This window comes from Scleromatobacter humisilvae, from assembly GCF_023231945.1.
Taxonomy (GTDB): Bacteria; Pseudomonadota; Gammaproteobacteria; order Burkholderiales; family Burkholderiaceae_C; genus Scleromatobacter; species Scleromatobacter humisilvae.
Genome location: NZ_JAJLJH010000008.1, coordinates 1 through 15,868 on the forward strand (window position 1 = coordinate 1; position 15,868 = coordinate 15,868).

The 15,868-nt window shown below is 69.4% G+C and carries 15 protein-coding genes; 9 read left to right on the forward strand and 6 right to left on the reverse strand.

Annotated elements, in window-relative coordinates:
- Positions 1-180 (forward strand): hypothetical protein (locus LPC04_RS21305; RefSeq protein ID WP_275684306.1); only part of this gene is annotated, 180 nt, incomplete at its 5' end.
- A gap of 267 nt (positions 181-447) precedes the next feature.
- Here the strand turns inward: LPC04_RS21305 and LPC04_RS21310 are convergent.
- The 4 genes from LPC04_RS21310 to polA form a co-directional block, all read right to left on the reverse strand.
- Complete coding sequence (locus LPC04_RS21310) at positions 448-924, reverse strand: SixA phosphatase family protein (RefSeq protein WP_275684307.1); 477 nt, start codon at positions 922-924, stop codon at positions 448-450.
- A 25-nt stretch (positions 925-949) separates the two neighbouring features.
- Positions 950-3,043: a polyphosphate kinase 1 gene (gene ppk1, locus LPC04_RS21315; RefSeq protein ID WP_275684308.1), complete on the reverse strand. Its 2,094-nt coding sequence runs from the start codon at positions 3,041-3,043 to the stop codon at positions 950-952.
- 127 nt (positions 3,044-3,170) lie between these two features.
- Positions 3,171-3,746, reverse strand: a complete 576-nt coding sequence (locus tag LPC04_RS21320; protein WP_275684309.1) for a hypothetical protein — start codon at positions 3,744-3,746, stop codon at positions 3,171-3,173.
- A complete protein-coding gene (gene polA, locus LPC04_RS21325) occupies positions 3,746-6,517 on the reverse strand; it encodes a DNA polymerase I (RefSeq protein ID WP_275684310.1) in 2,772 nt (923 codons plus the stop codon). Before polA ends, LPC04_RS21320 begins: the two co-directional genes overlap by 1 nt.
- A 97-nt stretch (positions 6,518-6,614) precedes the next feature.
- Here polA and LPC04_RS21330 point away from each other — a divergent pair, with 97 nt between their 5' ends.
- The 4 genes from LPC04_RS21330 (at position 6,615) to LPC04_RS21345 (ending at position 9,458) form a co-directional block, all read left to right on the forward strand.
- Positions 6,615-7,001 carry a hypothetical protein gene (locus tag LPC04_RS21330; RefSeq protein ID WP_275684311.1) on the forward strand — a complete coding sequence of 129 codons (387 nt, stop codon included), beginning with the start codon at positions 6,615-6,617 and terminating at the stop codon, positions 6,999-7,001.
- Between the two features lie 66 nt (positions 7,002-7,067).
- Complete coding sequence (locus LPC04_RS21335; RefSeq protein WP_275684312.1) at positions 7,068-8,036, forward strand: homoserine kinase; 969 nt, start codon at positions 7,068-7,070, stop codon at positions 8,034-8,036.
- Between the two features lie 5 nt (positions 8,037-8,041).
- Positions 8,042-8,911 carry a BPSS1780 family membrane protein gene (locus LPC04_RS21340; protein WP_275684313.1) on the forward strand — a complete coding sequence of 290 codons (870 nt, stop codon included), beginning with the start codon at positions 8,042-8,044 and terminating at the stop codon, positions 8,909-8,911.
- Positions 8,912-8,963: 52 nt separating this feature from the next.
- A complete protein-coding gene (locus LPC04_RS21345; RefSeq protein ID WP_275684314.1) occupies positions 8,964-9,458 on the forward strand; it encodes a hypothetical protein in 495 nt (164 codons plus the stop codon).
- Positions 9,459-9,462: 4 nt separating this feature from the next.
- On the opposite strand, the gene LPC04_RS21350 is transcribed toward LPC04_RS21345, so the two are convergent.
- Both LPC04_RS21350 and LPC04_RS21355 read right to left on the reverse strand, forming a co-directional pair.
- Positions 9,463-10,395, reverse strand: coding sequence for a GNAT family N-acetyltransferase (locus tag LPC04_RS21350; protein ID WP_275684315.1), 933 nt, complete (start codon positions 10,393-10,395; stop codon positions 9,463-9,465).
- A complete protein-coding gene (locus LPC04_RS21355) occupies positions 10,395-12,788 on the reverse strand; it encodes a UvrD-helicase domain-containing protein (protein WP_275684316.1) in 2,394 nt (797 codons plus the stop codon). Before LPC04_RS21355 ends, LPC04_RS21350 begins: the two co-directional genes overlap by 1 nt.
- Before the next feature lie 69 nt (positions 12,789-12,857).
- Between LPC04_RS21355 and LPC04_RS21360 the strand changes: the two genes are divergently transcribed.
- The 4 genes from LPC04_RS21360 (at position 12,858) to LPC04_RS21375 (ending at position 15,856) form a co-directional block, all read left to right on the forward strand.
- A complete protein-coding gene (locus tag LPC04_RS21360) occupies positions 12,858-13,541 on the forward strand; it encodes a hypothetical protein (RefSeq protein ID WP_275684317.1) in 684 nt (227 codons plus the stop codon).
- 22 nt (positions 13,542-13,563) lie between these two features.
- Positions 13,564-14,541, forward strand: coding sequence for a GMP reductase (locus tag LPC04_RS21365; RefSeq protein ID WP_275684318.1), 978 nt, complete (start codon positions 13,564-13,566; stop codon positions 14,539-14,541).
- A 79-nt stretch (positions 14,542-14,620) separates the two neighbouring features.
- Complete coding sequence (locus LPC04_RS21370) at positions 14,621-15,172, forward strand: RDD family protein (RefSeq protein WP_275684319.1); 552 nt, start codon at positions 14,621-14,623, stop codon at positions 15,170-15,172.
- Between the two features lie 105 nt (positions 15,173-15,277).
- Complete coding sequence (locus LPC04_RS21375) at positions 15,278-15,856, forward strand: RDD family protein (protein WP_275684320.1); 579 nt, start codon at positions 15,278-15,280, stop codon at positions 15,854-15,856.
- The last annotated feature ends 12 nt before the right edge of the window (positions 15,857-15,868 follow it).

Consider the following 15,868-nt stretch of genomic DNA (forward strand, 5'->3'; position numbering starts at 1 on the left):
TTGATTTTTAAAGAGCTTGCGAGGCAAACCGTTGTTTGCGTCGTCGTGCTGTTATCAGCACAGAAGCGGAATTATGATCTGCTTTTAAAACCTTGTCAAGCAGTCAGACTTCGCTTCGTTTTCGCTGACTGCTTATCGGCTTTTGCGCTGGTCGCTTTAGCGATCAAATTCAAAAGCTGATTTGTTATCAGCGAAGCCTTAGATTCTATGCTTGATTTAAAACCACCGTCAAGCTTTATTTTCAGGCTTCTTCGCTGACCTTTCGGTCGCCGATCGCTGCGCTCGAGGAGCCTTCCGGCTCACCCGCTGCGTCGCGGTCGGTGCTGACTTGTGATCAGCGAAGCCCACGATTATGCAGCAAGCTTTGCGGGCAGTGCAAGCCCCCTTCGCAACTTTTTCAAGAGAGCGGCCGCCGGTCGCGCCTGCTTCTATAGGGAGGAGCCCGCCCTACAGGCCTTCCGCGGTACGCACCGCGATGATCTGCACCTCGGCCCGGCCTTCGCGCGGCCGGTGACGCAGCCACCAGACGCTGCCCTTCTTGATCGTCCAGGGATCGCCGAAGCGCGCCGACTCGCCCGCCATCAGATAGGCGGCCACGCGACCCAGGGTCGGCTGGTGGCCGACGACCAGCACGGCCTCGCGCGAGTCGGGCCAGCGGGTGGCGGCCAGCAGGCCCTCGACGTCACCGTCCGGGCCCAGCGCGGGGGTCTTCTTCACGCGTCGGCCCAGCGCCGCCACCGTCTGCTGGCAGCGCAGCGCCGGGCTGGTCAGCACCCGCGCCGAGTCGGGCAGGAACTGGTTGAGCCAGTCGGCCACGCGGCGCGCCTGGCGCTCGCCCTTGGGGCTCAGCGGCCGCTCCAGGTCGGCGACCGGGTCCGCGAGATGGTCGCCGGCTTCGGCGTGTCGCCACAGGATCAGATCCATTTCCTTCGCTCCAGGGACAAGTTGACTACTTGCTGCGGAAGCGGGCCATCAAGGCCTGCTGCGCGCTCACGCCATCGCTGCCGATGCGTTCGTACTTGCCATTGGACTGCAGCAACCATGCATCCCGTGTGTCATGCAGGTAGGGCACCAGGCATTCGTCGATCACCCGCTGGCGCATCGCCGGGTCGCGGATCGGCCACGCCAGCTCGATGCGGCGCAGCATGTTGCGCACCATCCAGTCGGCGCTGGAGAGGAACAGCGCCTCGTCGTCGTCGGACTCGCCCCAGCGCAGGTAGACGATGCGCGAGTGCTCCAGGAAGCGCCCGACGACCGAGCGCACGCGGATGTTGTTGGTCAGGCCTTCGATGCCGGGCGGCAACGAACAGGCGCCGCGCACGATCAGGTCGATGCTCGCGCCGGCCTGCCCGGCCTCGACCAGCGCATCGATCAGCGCACCGTCGGTCAGCGCGTTGACCTTGACGACGATGCGCGCCGGCTTGCCCGCGCGCGCCGCGTCGCGCACCTGCGCGATGTGCGCGATGAGGCGCTTGTGCAGCACGAACGGCGCGGTCATCAGGTGGCGCGGCGGCTTCATGCGCGTCAGGCTGGCGATCTGCTGGAAGATCTGGTCGGCGTCGGAGGTGATGCCGTCGTCGGCACTGAGATAGCCGACGTCGGTGTACAAGCGCGCCGTCTTCGGGTTGTAGTTGCCGGTGGACAGGTGCACGTAGCGGCGCAGCCGCGGGCCACGCGGCGTCGCTTCGCGCCGCGTCACCAGCAGCAGCTTGGCGTGCGTCTTCAGGCCCACGATGCCGTAGACCACCTGCGCGCCGACCGCCTCGAGGCGCTCGGCCCAGTTGATGTTGGCCTCCTCGTCGAAGCGCGCCTTCAGCTCCACGACCGCCATCACCTCCTTGCCGCGCCGCGCCGCCTCGATCAGCAGGTCCATCAGCACCGACTTCTCGCCGGTGCGGTAGATCGTCTGCTTGATGGCCAGCACGTCGGGATCCTGCACCGCCTCGCGCAGGAACGCCACCACCGGCTCGAAGCTCTCGAACGGATGGTGCAGCAGCACGTCGTTCTCGCGCAGGCGCTCGAACATGGAGCTGGTGCGCGGCAGCCGGCCCAGCGGCCACGACGCCTCGTAGGGCGCGAAGCGCAGCACCGGCCCATGCTGCGGATCGGTGGCCTGGTCGATCAGCTCGTTCAGGCGCACCAGGTTGACCGGCCCGTTGACTCGGTGCAGCGCCGCCTCGGGCAGGTCGAACTGCGCCAGCAGCAGTCGCCACAGCGCCTCGGGGCACGTGTTGACGACCTCGAGGCGGATCGCACGCCCGTAGTGGCGCGTCGTCAGGCCGCGCCGCAGCGCCTGGCGCAGGTTGCGGACGTCGTCCTCGTCGACTTCGAGCTCGGAGTCGCGCGTGACGCGGAATTGCGAGAACGACTCGACGATCCGTCCGGGAAACAGCTCGGCCAGGTGCGCCCGGATCACGCTGGAAAGCAGCACGAAGTGCTGTTCGCCCTTCGGGCAGCAGTTCTCGGGCAGCTTGATGACGCGCGGCAGGACGCGCGGCACCTTGACGATGGCGATCGTGTTCTCGCGTCCGAACGCGTTGCGGCCGCCCAGTTGCACGATGAAGTTCAGCGACTTGTTGGCGACCTGCGGGAACGGATGCGCGGGATCGAGCCCGACCGGCACCAGCAATGGCCGGACTTCGCGCTCGAAGAAGCGAGCCACCCATTCGCGCTGGGCCTGCGTGCGCTCGGCATGGTTGACGACGCGGATGCCGTGCAGTCCGAGCGAAGGCATCACCTGTTCGTTGAAGACGGCGTACTGCTCGTCGATCAAGGCATGCGCCTCGACGGAGATGACCGTCAGCTCGCGCAGCGCGTCGCCGGCGCCGGGCATGCGCGCGGCTTCCAGCGCGTCCGCGAAGCGCACCTCGAAGAACTCGTCGAGGTTGGACGAGACGATCGTGACGTAGCGCAGCCGCTCCAGCAGCGGCACGTCGGCGCGCAGGGCCTGGGCGAGCACGCGCCGGTTGAATTCGAGGATGGATCGCTCGCGATTGAGCAGGGGAACCCGCAAGGCGGGGGCAGACGGAATGACGTCGGACATCGCCTCAGTTTATGAATGTTTGATGACAAGATCACGACAAGGGTCCGTGGTTACCCGCGGAACCACCCCGAGGGTACCGTCTTTCACCGCGATCCTGCGTGACAGCCCCGCTTCATCCGCGGCAGGCTCAATGCGCCGACTCGACACCCACCAGTTCGGCGCCGAGCGAGCCGCGAAGCAGTTGCAGCGTCACCGGGCCGCCCTCCGTCGCCTGCTTCCACACCGCCTCGTCGACGCATTCGTCATATGGCCGCGGCACGGCGCCGCCATCGGCCGACGCGCTCGCCACCACCAGCCGGAAGCGGCAGTCGGCGTCCGACGTCTCGGCCACGCGGTGCGACACGACGCCGGGCTCGGTGCGCGGCACGCCCGCCAGCGACGTCAGCGTCGCGGGGATCGCCTGCGACACCAGCAGCCACGCGAGGATCGTCGCCGCCACCATCGCGAAGCCCATGAACAGCGCCTTGCCGCCGCGGTCGAACTCGCGGGCCTCGTCGACGCGCGAGCGCGCCTGCGCCACCAGCCGCGTGAACGCGCCGCCGATCAGCAGGGCCACGACCGGCGCCGCGACGCGCAGCAGGTGCGCCGGCTGGAACCCGGGATGCACCGCGAGTCCCCAGGCGACCCACAGCGCCGCGACGACCAGCGCCGCGACCAGCGCCCTGCCGCCGACCGCGAAGCCGCCGTCGCCCCCATCGGCCATCAATGCGCCTCGTCCCAGTTCGGCCCGACGCCCACCTCGGCGATCAGCGGCACCGACAGCTGCGCCACGCCCGCCATCAGCCGCGGGACTTCGGACCGGACCCACTCGACCTCGGCCTCGGGCACCTCGAAGACGAGTTCGTCGTGCACCTGCATCACCATGCGCGTGGCCTTGCCCTCGTCGTCGAGCGCCTTCTGCACCGCCAGCATCGCCAGCTTGATCAGGTCGGCGGCCGTGCCCTGCATCGGCGCGTTGATGGCCTGGCGCTCGGCGCCGGCGCGCAGCGGACCGCTGCCGCCGTTGATCTCCGGCAACGAGATGCGGCGCCCGAACAGCGTCTCGACATAGCCCTTCTCGGCGGCGCTCGCCTTGGTCTCGTCCATGTAGCGCCGCACGCCCGCGAAGCGCGCGAAGTAGCGGTCGATGTAGTCCTTGGCCGCCTTCTGCTCGATGCCGAGAGACTGCGACAACCCGAACGCGCCCATGCCGTAGATCAGCCCGAAGTTGATCGTCTTGGCGTAGCGGCGCTGCTCGCTGGTGACCTCCTCGGACGCCAGATTGAACACCTCGGCGGCGGTCGCGCGGTGCACGTCCATGCCGTCGTTGAACGCGCGCAGCAGGCCCGGATCCTGGCTGATGTGGGCCATCAGCCGCAGCTCGATCTGCGAGTAGTCCGCCGACACGATCACGTGCCCCGGCGGCGCGACGAAGGCCTCGCGCACGCGCCGGCCCTCGGCCGTGCGGATCGGGATGTTCTGCAGGTTGGGGTCGTTGCTGGCCAAGCGCCCCGTGATCGCCACGGCCTGCGCGTAGTGCGTGTGCACGCGGCCGGTGTCGGGGTTGATCATCTGCGGCAGCTTGTCGGTGTACGTGCCCTTGAGCTTGGACAGCCCGCGGTGCTCCAGCAGCTTGGCCGGCAGCGGGTAGTCGAGCGCCAGCTTCTCGAGCACGCTTTCGTCCGTCGACGGCGCGCCGGAGGCCGTCTTCTTGGCGACGGGCAGCCCCAGCTTGCCGAACAGGATCTCGCCGATCTGCTTGGGCGAGCCGAGGTTGAACGGCTGGCCGGCGATCTCGTAGGCCTCGTTCTCGAGCGCCATCATGCGTTCGGCCAGCACGCGCGACTGCTCGGCCAGGCGGGCCGGGTCGATCAGCACGCCGTGGCGCTCGACGCGCCCGAGCGCCGCGCTCGTCGGCATCTCGATGGACTCGTAGACGAACTTCATGCCCGGATTGGCGGCCAGGCGGGGGTACAGCACCTGGTGCACCTGCAGCGTCATCTCGCTGTCCTCGCCCGAGTACAACGACGCGCGCTCGATGTCGACCTGCGAGAACGGGATCTGCTTGGCGCCCTTGCCACACAGGTCCTCGTAGTCGAGGCCCTTGCGCTCGAGATGGCGCTGCGCGAGGCTGGACAGGCCGTGCGGCCGATGCGCCTCCAGCACGTAGCTCTCGAGCAGCGTGTCGTGCGCCCAGCCCTGCACCGTGACGCCGATGTTGGCGAACACGTGATGGTCGTACTTGATGTGCTGGCCGACCTTCTTCGCGGCCGGGTTCTCGAGCCAGGGCCGCAGGCGCGCGATCACCTCGTCGAACGGCAGTTGGTCGGGCGCGCCGGCGTAGTCATGGCGCAGCGGGACGTAGGCCGCCTTGCCGGGCTCGACCGCGAACGAGATGCCGACGATGCGCGCGCGCATCGCGTCGAGCGAGTCGGTCTCGGTGTCGAGCGCCGACAACTCCGCGGCCTGCAGCTTCGCGATCCAGGCGTCGAGCTGCTCGAACGTGAAGATGGTGTCGTACTGGCGCGCCAGCTCCTGCGCCGGCGCGGCGGGCGCGTCAGCCTCGTGGTCGTCGAACAGCCCGGGGTTGGCGACGACCGGCTTCGGGGGCGCGGTCACGCCCAGCTGCTTCTCGATCTCGTCGCGCCAGCCGCGAAAGCCGTAGCGCTGGTAGAACTCGAGCAGGTTCCGGTGATCGACGGGGCGCAGCGCCAGCGCGTCCAGCGCCGGCCAGTTCTCGACGTGCGGCGCCATGTCGTGGTCGGTGACCACCGTGACGAGCTTGCGCCCCATCGGCAGCCAGTCGAGCGCCTGGCGCAGGTTCTCGCCGACGGCGCCCTTGATCGTGTGCGCGTTTGCGATGATGGCGTCGAGCGAGCCGTGCTCCTGCAGCCACTTGACGGCCGTCTTCGGACCGACCTTGTTGACGCCCGGCACGTTGTCGACGGTGTCGCCGATCAGCGCGAGGTAGTCGATGATCTGGTGCGGCGGCACGCCGAACTTGGCCAGCACGCCGGCCACGTCCAGCGTCTCGTTGCTCATCGTGTTGATCAGCGTGACGTGCTCGTTGACCAGTTGGGCCAGGTCCTTGTCGCCGGTGGAGATGACCGTCTTCCAGCCGGCCGCGGTGGCGGCGCGCGCGAGCGTGCCGATCGCGTCGTCGGCCTCGATGCCGGGCACCATGACGATCGGCCAGCCCAGCATCGCGACCACCGCGTGGATCGGCTCGATCTGCGCCGACAGGTCCTCCGGCATCGACGACCGGTTGGCCTTGTATTCGGGGTACCACTCGTCGCGGAAGGTCTTGCCCTTGGCATCGAAGACGCAGGCGGCGTAGTCGGCGCCGATCTGGTCGCGCAGCAGCTTCATCATCGCCACCATGCCGCGGATCGCCCCGGTGGGCTCGCCGCCGGGGCCGCGCAGGTCGGGCATTGCGTGATAGGCGCGGTAGAGATAGCTGGAGCCATCCACCAGAAGGAGGGTTTTCTCGGTCATTCCGCCATTGTGCCGGGCGCCGGGCGTCGGCGCGCTCGACAACGAGGCTTCGAAACGCGCGAAGCTCCGCGCAAGCGCCAGCGCTTAGAATCACCACATGACTGCCCGCTCCCTGCCGCCCTTCGTTTTCGCCACGCTGCTGGCGCTCGCCGGCGCGTCCGCCGTCGCGCAGCACGGCCCCGCGCCTGCTCCGAAGGCGGCGCCGGCGCCCGCGCCCGCGCCGAAGGCGTCCGTCGACCCGGAAACCGGCGCGCTGGTCGACGAGGCCCCGCCCGTGCCCACCAAGGACGCGAAGATCGAGCACCTGGTGACCGAGGATTCGCAGGTCAAGATCGACGAGACCCGCGTGCGCGGCGTCACCACCAAGATCGTCGTGCACTCGAAGGTCACCGGCGGCAGCTACGAGATCCAGCCGCGCGATCCGAGCAAGCCGCGCTGGGAAGATGCCGGCGCGGGCATGCGCACGTTCTCCTGGGGTTTCTGAGGCCGTGTCCGGCACGCCGACCGCGGCCGCGCCGCGTGACTCCGCCGCCGCCCGCCTGAGCTCCTGATGGCCGTCTACACCGAAGTCGACGTCGAGACGGCGGCCGCGCTGCTGCGCACGCTGGACGCCGGCACGCTCACGGCGATGGAAGGCTGCGCCGGCGGCATCGAGAACACGAACTACTTCGTGCATTCGGACAAGGGCGACTGGGTGCTGACGGTGTTCGAGCGCCTGGGCTTCGAGCAGCTGCCGTTCTACCTGGGCCTGATGCAGCACCTCGCGCGCAAGGGCCTGCCCGTGCCCGAGCCGCGCACCGACGCGTCGGGCAACTTCCTGCACTCGATCGCCGGCAAGCCGGCGTCGCTGGTCAACCTGCTGCCCGGCGAGAGCATCGATCGTCCGATGCTCGCGCACTGCTCGCTGCTGGGCGTCACGCTGGCGCACATGCACACCGCCGCGCTCGACTTCCCGGCGCAGCAGCCCAACCTGCGCGGCCTCGACTGGTGGGCGACGACGGTGCCGATCGTCCAGCCGCACGTCGGCGAGGCGCTGGCCCAGCGCCTGGCCGAGGAGCTCGATTTCCAGCAGCGCTTCCATGCCGCCGCCAGCACGCAGTCGCTGCCGCGCGGGCCGGTGCACGCCGACCTGTTCCGCGACAACGCGCTGTTCGACGGCGCGCCGGATTCGCCGCGGTTGTCCGGCGTGTTCGACTTCTACTTCGCCGGCGTCGACCACCACGTCTACGACCTGGCGGTGTGCGTCAACGACTGGTGCGTCGACCTCGACACCGGCCGCCTCGAGCCCGAGCACGCCCAGGCGCTGCTGCGCGCGTATCACGTGCACCGCCCGATGAGCCCGGCCGAACTCCGCGCGCTGCCCGGCATGCGGCGCGCCGCCGCGCTGCGCTTCTGGCTGTCGCGCCTGGCCGACTGGTACCTGCCGCGCGAGGCCGCGCTGCTCAAGCCCAAGGATCCGACGCACTTCGAGCGGGTGCTCGTCGACTGCGTCGACAACCCCTGGCACCCCGAGCTCTGAGCGCGATGCGAAGCCCACCCGCATCCGTCAAGATCCGGCTGCGGAGCCTCCCCCCCTCCGCCGGACTGCAGTGGATCCGCCGCGGCTTCGGCCTGTTCTGGCGCCGCCCGCTCGGCTTCATCGGCCTGTGGCTGTTCTTCACGCTGTGCCTGTTCGTCGTCATGGTGATGGCGATCGCCGTCAGCCCGCTGGCGATGCTGGCGATCGCCGCCTTCCTGCCGCTGGTGACCGTCGGCTACATGCAGGCGGCGTCGGACGTGCTCGACGACCTGAAGCTGCGGCCCGGCGTATTTCGGGCGCCGTTCGCGGGCACGCCGCAGGCGGCCCGGGGCATGCTGGCAATCATGGCGGTCTATGTCGCGGCCATCGCGCTGCTGGCGATCTTCGCCGACGCGATGGACGGCGGCGAGACGCGACGATGGCTGCACGTGGTGATGACGCCACCGCCAGCGGGACAGCCGCCGGCGATGCCCACGCCGAGCGAGGCGAGCGTGGCGTCGATGCGCTTCGTGATGCTGGGGCTGACCCTGGTCTCGATTCCGCTCTGGTACGCGCCGGCCCTGGTGCACTGGGGCCGCCAGGGCGCGGCGCAGGCGCTGTTTTCCAGCGTGGTCGCGCTCTGGCGCACCAAGGGCGCATTCCTCACGTTCATGGCCGGCTGGTTCCTGGTGGGAATCGCTTTCGACGCGCTGGTGCAACTGCTGGCGGCCGCCTTCGGCTTCGAGGCGATCTCGCTGGCCGCGCTCACCGGGCAGATGATGCTGAGCATCGTCTACTTCCTGTCGATGTGGTTCGGCTTCGTCGACACCTTCGAGATCACCGCGCCGGTTCCCTATCGCACGGTGATGGCGGGCAACGACTCCGCGGCGTCCTGACTTCCCTTCGACGAGGGGCGACAAGGCCCGCGGTTTCGGCTCCAATCCGGGCATGTACACGCGCCGCATCCGCTTCGATCGCGTCTTCGACGTGCGCGACGTCACGTTGCGCAACGGCGTCACCACGCAGTTCGGCTTCGAGGCCGATGGCAGGACGGTCCGCGATGCGCGCATCAAGGGCCGGCACGAGATCCCGCAAGGCGTCGAGCTGACGGTGGTGCTTCCGCGCGAGGGCGGGTGGTCGTGGCTGGTGGGGTGGGTCGACCACTCGACCGGCCGCATGGTGTGCGACAAGCCGTCGTCGTGGATCCTGGTCACCGCGGTGTTCGCGATCCTCGCGGCCGGCCAGTGCTTCCTCACCTGGCTGACACTGCGCCACCCGCAGCCGGACCAGGGTTCCACCGTCTGGGTGCTGGGCGCGATGTGCGTCTTCCTCCTGGCGGTGTTCGCCGCGATCATCCGGCAGGCCGGCCTCGTGCTGCAGGCGCACCGGTTCCTGTCCGCAACGCAGGCCTCGGTCAGGCCCGCAACGCCGCGGGCGCCCTAGCGGCTCAGGTCGTGCCTGCCGCAGACCCCGGCAGCCGCTTCGCCATCGCGACGTAGCCGAACGACTGGCCGTCGATCACGAACATGTCCGGCGTGCCGCCCTGCATCTGGAAGCCCTGGCCGCGATAGAGCGCGACGGCGGGCTCGTTGGCCGACAGCACGCGCAGGTCGATCCAGCGCAGGCCCTGCTCGCCCGCCCACTGCGTCGCGTGCGCGAGCAGGCGGCGCGCGAGGCCGAGGCGGCGATGGTCTCGATCGACGCCCATCCCGAGCAGGCAGCGGTGCGCGGTGCCCGGCTCCGGATGCGCGCGCAGGTCGACGTGGCCGACCACGCGCCCGCGCGCGTCACGCGCGACCCACGCGCGACGCCATCCCGGCATGCCGACCGCCGCGACGCAGCCGTCGCGGAACGACTGCGTCTTGTCCGCCGGAAAGCGCGACTCGCCGCGCGGCATCGGCATGAAGTACTGGCCGTCGCGGCCGTTGTCGGACAGGTGGTCGTCGAGGTAGCGGAACAGCACGTCGAAGCCCGCGTCGTCGACCGGCTCGATGCGGATGGCGGAGGCCTCGACGGCCGGCTCGCGGCCCAGCCATTGCGCCCAGGCCAGCGCCGACCAGCCGCCCGCCGGCTGCATCGGCGACGGGGGCGGCAACGGCGTGCGCGGCCGCAGCGGACGCTTGGGATGCAGCGGCAGCTTCGGGTTCATCGGCCGCACCGGCTTCATGCCCGTCGCGGGCCGCGACCCGGCGAGCCAGGCCACCGCGCGGCCGTCCGCATCCTGGAACGTGCCGTCGCTCAACGGCCCGAGCCAGCGCCCGCCGCGCGCGAACACGTGGTCGCGTTCGTGGAAGGCGACCCAGTCGTTGTCGAGGTCGAACAGGTGGCTGCCGTCGAAGAAGGCGACGAGGCGGACGTTGGCGTCGAAGACGGGCGTCATCAGTCCACGGGCGTCAGCTTGGCCACCGACAACGCCAGCCACTTCATCCCGTGCCGGCCGAAGTTGACCTGCGCGCGCGCCTCCTCGCCGGCGCCTTCCAGCGTCACGATCACGCCCTCGCCGAACTTGTTGTGGAAGACGGACTGGCCCTGGCGCAGCTGCTGGCCGCTGCTGCTCGTCGCCGAGCGGCTGTCCTGCATGGCCTTGGGCACCGGCGACGATTCGACGCGCCCCGCGCCGATCATCGAGCCCAGCCCCGTGCCGCGTTCCCAGGCCGACTTGTACTCGCGCGCATAGCCCGAGCCGAAGGCCTGGTTGCGCGGCGTGAGCCAGCGCACGTTGGCCTCGGGCAGTTCCTCGACGAAGCGGCTCTTGACGTTGTAGCGCGTCTGGCCGTGCAGCAGCCGCGTCTGGCTGAAGCTCAAGTACAGGCGCTTGCGGGCGCGCGTGATCGCCACGTACATCAGGCGGCGCTCCTCCTCGAGGCCGTCGTTGGACTGCAGCGAGTTCTCGTGCGGGAACAGGCCTTCCTCGAGGCCGGTGATGAACACCGAGTCGAACTCCAGGCCCTTGGCCGAGTGGATGGTCATCAGCTGGATGGCGTCCTGGCCGGCCTGGGCCTGGTTGTCGCCGGCCTCCAGCGACGCGTGCGTGAGGAAGGCCGCCAGCGGCGACATGATCTCGCCGGTCTCGGCGTCGGGCGTGACGGGCGCGTCCAGCTGGATGCCGGGGACGTCGCGCGACGTGTTGCGCGAGGCCAGCGTGCCGGGCGACAGCTCGTCGACCGGCAGCGCCACCGCGTCGCGGCCGAAGCCCTCCTGCGTGACGAAGGCCTCGGCGGCGTTCATCAGTTCTTCCAGGTTCTCGACGCGGTCGGCGCCTTCCTTGTCGGCGCGGTAGAAGTCGATCAGGCCCGTCTCGGCCAGCATGTGCTCGATGATGTCGCGCAACGTCAGGCCGCGCGTGGCCTGCTGCATGCGTTCGATCAGGCCGGTGAACTGCGCGAGGTTGCTGCCGCCCTTGCCCGCCACGCTGCCCACGCTCTGGAACAGGCTGCGGCCGGTCTGGCGCGCCGAGTCCTGCAGCAGCTCGATCGTGCGCGCGCCGATGCCGCGCGTGGGGAAGTTGACGACGCGCAGGAAGCTCGTGTCGTCGTTCGGGTTCTCGATCAGCCGCAGGTACGACAGCGCGTGCTTGACTTCCGCGCGCTCGAAGAAGCGCAGCCCGCCATACACCCGGTAGGGTATGCCGGCATTGAACAGCGCCGACTCGATCACGCGCGACTGCGCGTTGCTGCGGTAGAGCACCGCGATCTCCGAGCGCGCCGTGCCCGAGCGGTGCAGCTGCTGCGCCTCCTCGAGGAACCACTGCGCCTCGGCGAAGTCGCTGGTCGACTCGAAGATGCGCACCGGCTCGCCCGGGCCCTGGTCGGTGCGCAGGTTCTTGCCGAGCCGCTTGGAGTTGCGGTCGATGAGGTGGTTCGCCGCATCGAGGATGTTGCCGAAGCTGCGGTAGTTCTGCTCCAGCTTGATGACCTTGTCGACGTGGAACTCGCGCTCGAAGTCGGCCATGTTGCCCACCAGCGCGCCGCGGAAGCCGTAGATGCTCTGGTCGTCGTCGCCCACCGCGAACACCGCGCCGTGGGGGCCCGCGAACATCTTCAGCCACGCGTACTGCAGGCGATTGGTGTCCTGGAACTCGTCGACCAGGATGTGCTGGAAGCGGTGCCGGTAGTGCTCGCGCAGCGCCTCGTTGTCGCGCATCAGCTCGTAGGCGCGCAGCAGCAGCTCGGCGAAGTCGACCACGCCCTCGCGCAGGCACTGGTCCTCGTAGGCCTTGTAGATCTCGGCCAGCTTCTGCGTCTGGCCGTCGTGGATCTCGACGTCCTTGGCGCGCAGCCCGTCCTCCTTCGCGCCGGCGATGAACCAGCTCACCTGCTTGGGCACGAAGCGCTCCTCGTCGAGCTGCATCGCCTTGATGATGCGCTTGACGGCCGACAGCGAATCGGCCGTGTCGAGGATCTGGAAGCCCTGCGGCAGCCCGGCCAGCTTCCAGTGCGCGCGCAGGAAGCGGTTGCACAGGCCGTGGAAGGTGCCGATCCACATGCCGCGCACGTTGATCGGCAGCATCGCCGACAGCCGCGCCTGCATCTCCTTGGACGCCTTGTTGGTGAACGTGACGGCCATCAGCCCGCCGGGCGAGACCTGCCCGGTCTGCAGCAGCCAGGCGATGCGCGTGGTGAGCACGCGCGTCTTGCCCGAGCCCGCGCCGGCCAGGATGAGCGCCGGGCGCGCTGGCAGCGTCACGGCCGCCAGTTGCTCGGCGTTCAGGCCGCGCAGCAACCGGTCGGTCGTCGGGGCTTCGGGATCGGCGTCAGAATGCTGGATATGCATCCACCTATTCTAGTTTCGCGGACTCGCCCGCCCAGGTTTCTTTCCCTGGTGGCATTCGGGGTGGGCGCCATGGCGTCGACGCTGGCGCTCGCCGCGGCCAAGCCGCCGCCGGGCGTCGCGGCCAACTGCCCCGTCCACGCCAGCGCGGTGGTGGAACATTTCATGGGTGCCGACTGCATGGACTGCTGGAAGGCGACGCCGCCCGCGCCCGGCGCGGGCCCGGTCGGCGACAGCGAATGGTCCATGGACTGGATCGCCCCGGCCGCCGACGACGCCCCGATGGCGCCCGGGGCACTGCCCGAGGCCGCCGACCGCCTCGCGCGCATCGGCCCCGGCCTGCCCGCGCTGCTGGCCGCGCCGCCGTCCGCCTTCGACGCCACCACCGTGCTCGACGCGCCGTCCGCGAAGCGCCGGTTCTTCGTGCACTCGAGCCTGCCGCACAACGGCTACATGGGCGTGCAGATGCATGCGACGGGCGTCTGGCCCGAAGGCAGCACCGGCTGGATCGCGCTGGTCGAGCTGATCCCGGTGGGCGTGCGCGACACGCCGATCCCGCGCCGCCTGGTGCGCGTGCTGGTCGGCCCGCTGAAGCTGCCGGCCGGCCCGGGCGCCAGCAACGCCGTCGCGCCGCTGTACGGACTGCGCTGGCCGGAGAACGCACACGCCGACCAGCTGGTGGCCACGGCCTGGATCGAGGACGCCGGCGGCCGCATCACCCAGATCGCCACCGACCGCTGCGCCGACCCGAAGTAACCCGCTACTACCGAGACCTCTCATGGAAATCTTCGACTACGACAACATCCTGCTGCTGCCACGCAAGTGCGTCGTCGAGAGCCGCAGCGAGTGCGACACCTCGATCGAGTTCGGCCCGCAGCGCTTCAAGCTGCCGGTGGTGCCGGCCAACATGAAGACGGTGCTGGACGTGCCGATCGCCGAGTTCCTCGCGAGCAACGGCTACTTCTACGTGATGCACCGCTTCGACCTCGACACCGTCGCCTTCGCGAAGACCATGCGCGACAAGGGCCTGCCGGTGTCGATCAGCGCGGGCGTCAAGGCCGAGGACTACGCCGTCGTCGACCGGCTGGCGCAGAGCGGCGTCGGCGCCGACTACGTCACCATCGACATCGCGCACGGCCACGCCGAGAGCGTCAAGAAGATGATCGCCCACCTGAAGCACAAGCTGCCGAACGCGTTCGTCATCGCCGGCAACGTCGGCACGCCGGAGGCGGTGATCGACCTCGAGAACTGGGGCGCGGACGCGACCAAGATCGGCGTCGGCCCCGGCAAGGTCTGCATCACGCGGCTCAAGACCGGCTTCGGCACTGGCGGCTGGCAGCTGTCGGCGCTCAAGTGGTGCGCGCGCGTGGCGACCAAGCCCATCATCGCGGACGGCGGCATCCGCCACAACGGCGACATCGCCAAGAGCCTGCGCTTCGGCGCGACGATGGTGATGATCGGCTCGCTGTTCGCCGGCCACGAGGAAAGCCCGGGCCAGACGGTGGAGGTCGACGGCAAGCTGTACAAGGAGTACTACGGCAGCGCGTCCGACTTCAACAAGGGCGAGTACCGCCACGTCGAGGGCAAGCGCATCCTCGAGCCGATCAAGGGCCGGCTCGCCGACACGCTGCGCGAGATGCAGGAAGACCTGCAGAGCTCGATCTCGTACGCCGGCGGGCGCTGCGCGACGGACATCCGCAAGGTCAACTACGTGGTGCTGGGCGGCGAGAACGCGGGCGAGCATTTGTTCATGTGAGATCGGGGCGATCCCGAGTCGGCGCGGCCGCGTCCTGCGCTAGCATCCCCCGCTGATTTCAACGAGGGAGCAAAAGGACGTGGACGACATCGCGCAATCCAACAATCGCTTCGCGCCGCCGCGCACCAACGTCGAGGACATCGACGCCAGCGACGGGCCGCAACTGGCCACGCGCGGCCAGCGCTTCGCGGGCGCGCTGATCGACGGCTTGTTCGCGCTCGCCTTGTCCCTGGCCATCATGCTGCCCATGTACGGTCTCTCGTACGCCCGGATGATGGGACAGAGCAAGCTGTCGGTGCTGCCGGGCCTGGTCGGCTACCTCGGCATCTTCTACGTGGTCCAGGGCTGGTTCATCTACCAGCGCAGCCAGTCGCTGGGCAAGATGGCCATGGGCGTGCGCATCGTGCGCACCGACGGCGGCCCCGCCAGCTTCGGCCGCGCCTTCGGCCTGCGGCTGTTCCTGTTCGGGCTGGCCGGCTTCGTCCCGTTCATCGGGCCGTTCTTCGGGTTCATCGACTGCCTCTTCATCTTCGGCGCGCCCCGCCGCTGCCTGCACGACTACGTCGCTGACACCATCGTGGTGACGGCGACGTCCTCCCAGGCCGGCGCGGCCATGCCTGCACGAACCTGAACACCGCGCCGGATCGCGGGTTCCCTCCGGCGAGACCCTGACGGGCGGCGCCTCGCGGGCCGGTTAGCATCGGCCACGATTCGCAAGGACCACAGGGAGCCCGCCATGTCAGACCTCATCGACAACAACCGCTTCGCGCCGCCCAAGGCCGAACTCGTCGAGCCGGCCAGCCTGGCCGAAGGCCCGGTGCTCGCGGGCCGCGGCCTGCGCTTCGTCGCGGTGCTCCTGGACGGACTGCTGATGTCGCTGATCGCGTATCCGCTGTTCTTCGTGTTCGGCGGCTCCAGCATGTTCATGCATCCGGATGCGGCGGCGATGCAGGATCCGTTCGCGATGATGCGTGCGATGTTCGTGGCGATGGTGCCGGGCTACATCGTCGTCGTCATCATCCAGGCGTGGTGCCTGCACGCGTACGGCGGCACGCTGGCCAAGAAGATCATGGGCCTGCGCATCGTGCGCACCGACGGCAGCCGCGCCGGCTTCGTGCGCCTGTTCTTCGGCCGCGGGGCCGCGGCCGTCCTGCCGTCGTGCATTCCGCTGCTGGGCAGCCTGTGGGCGCTGGTCGACTCGCTGCTGATCTTCCGCGAGTCGCGCCAGTGCCTGCACGACCAGATCGCCGACACCCTCGTCGTCACCGCGGCGTCGTCGCAGGGCGCCAGCCTCGAGGCGACGCGCGCGCGCTGAATCCGCTCGCTC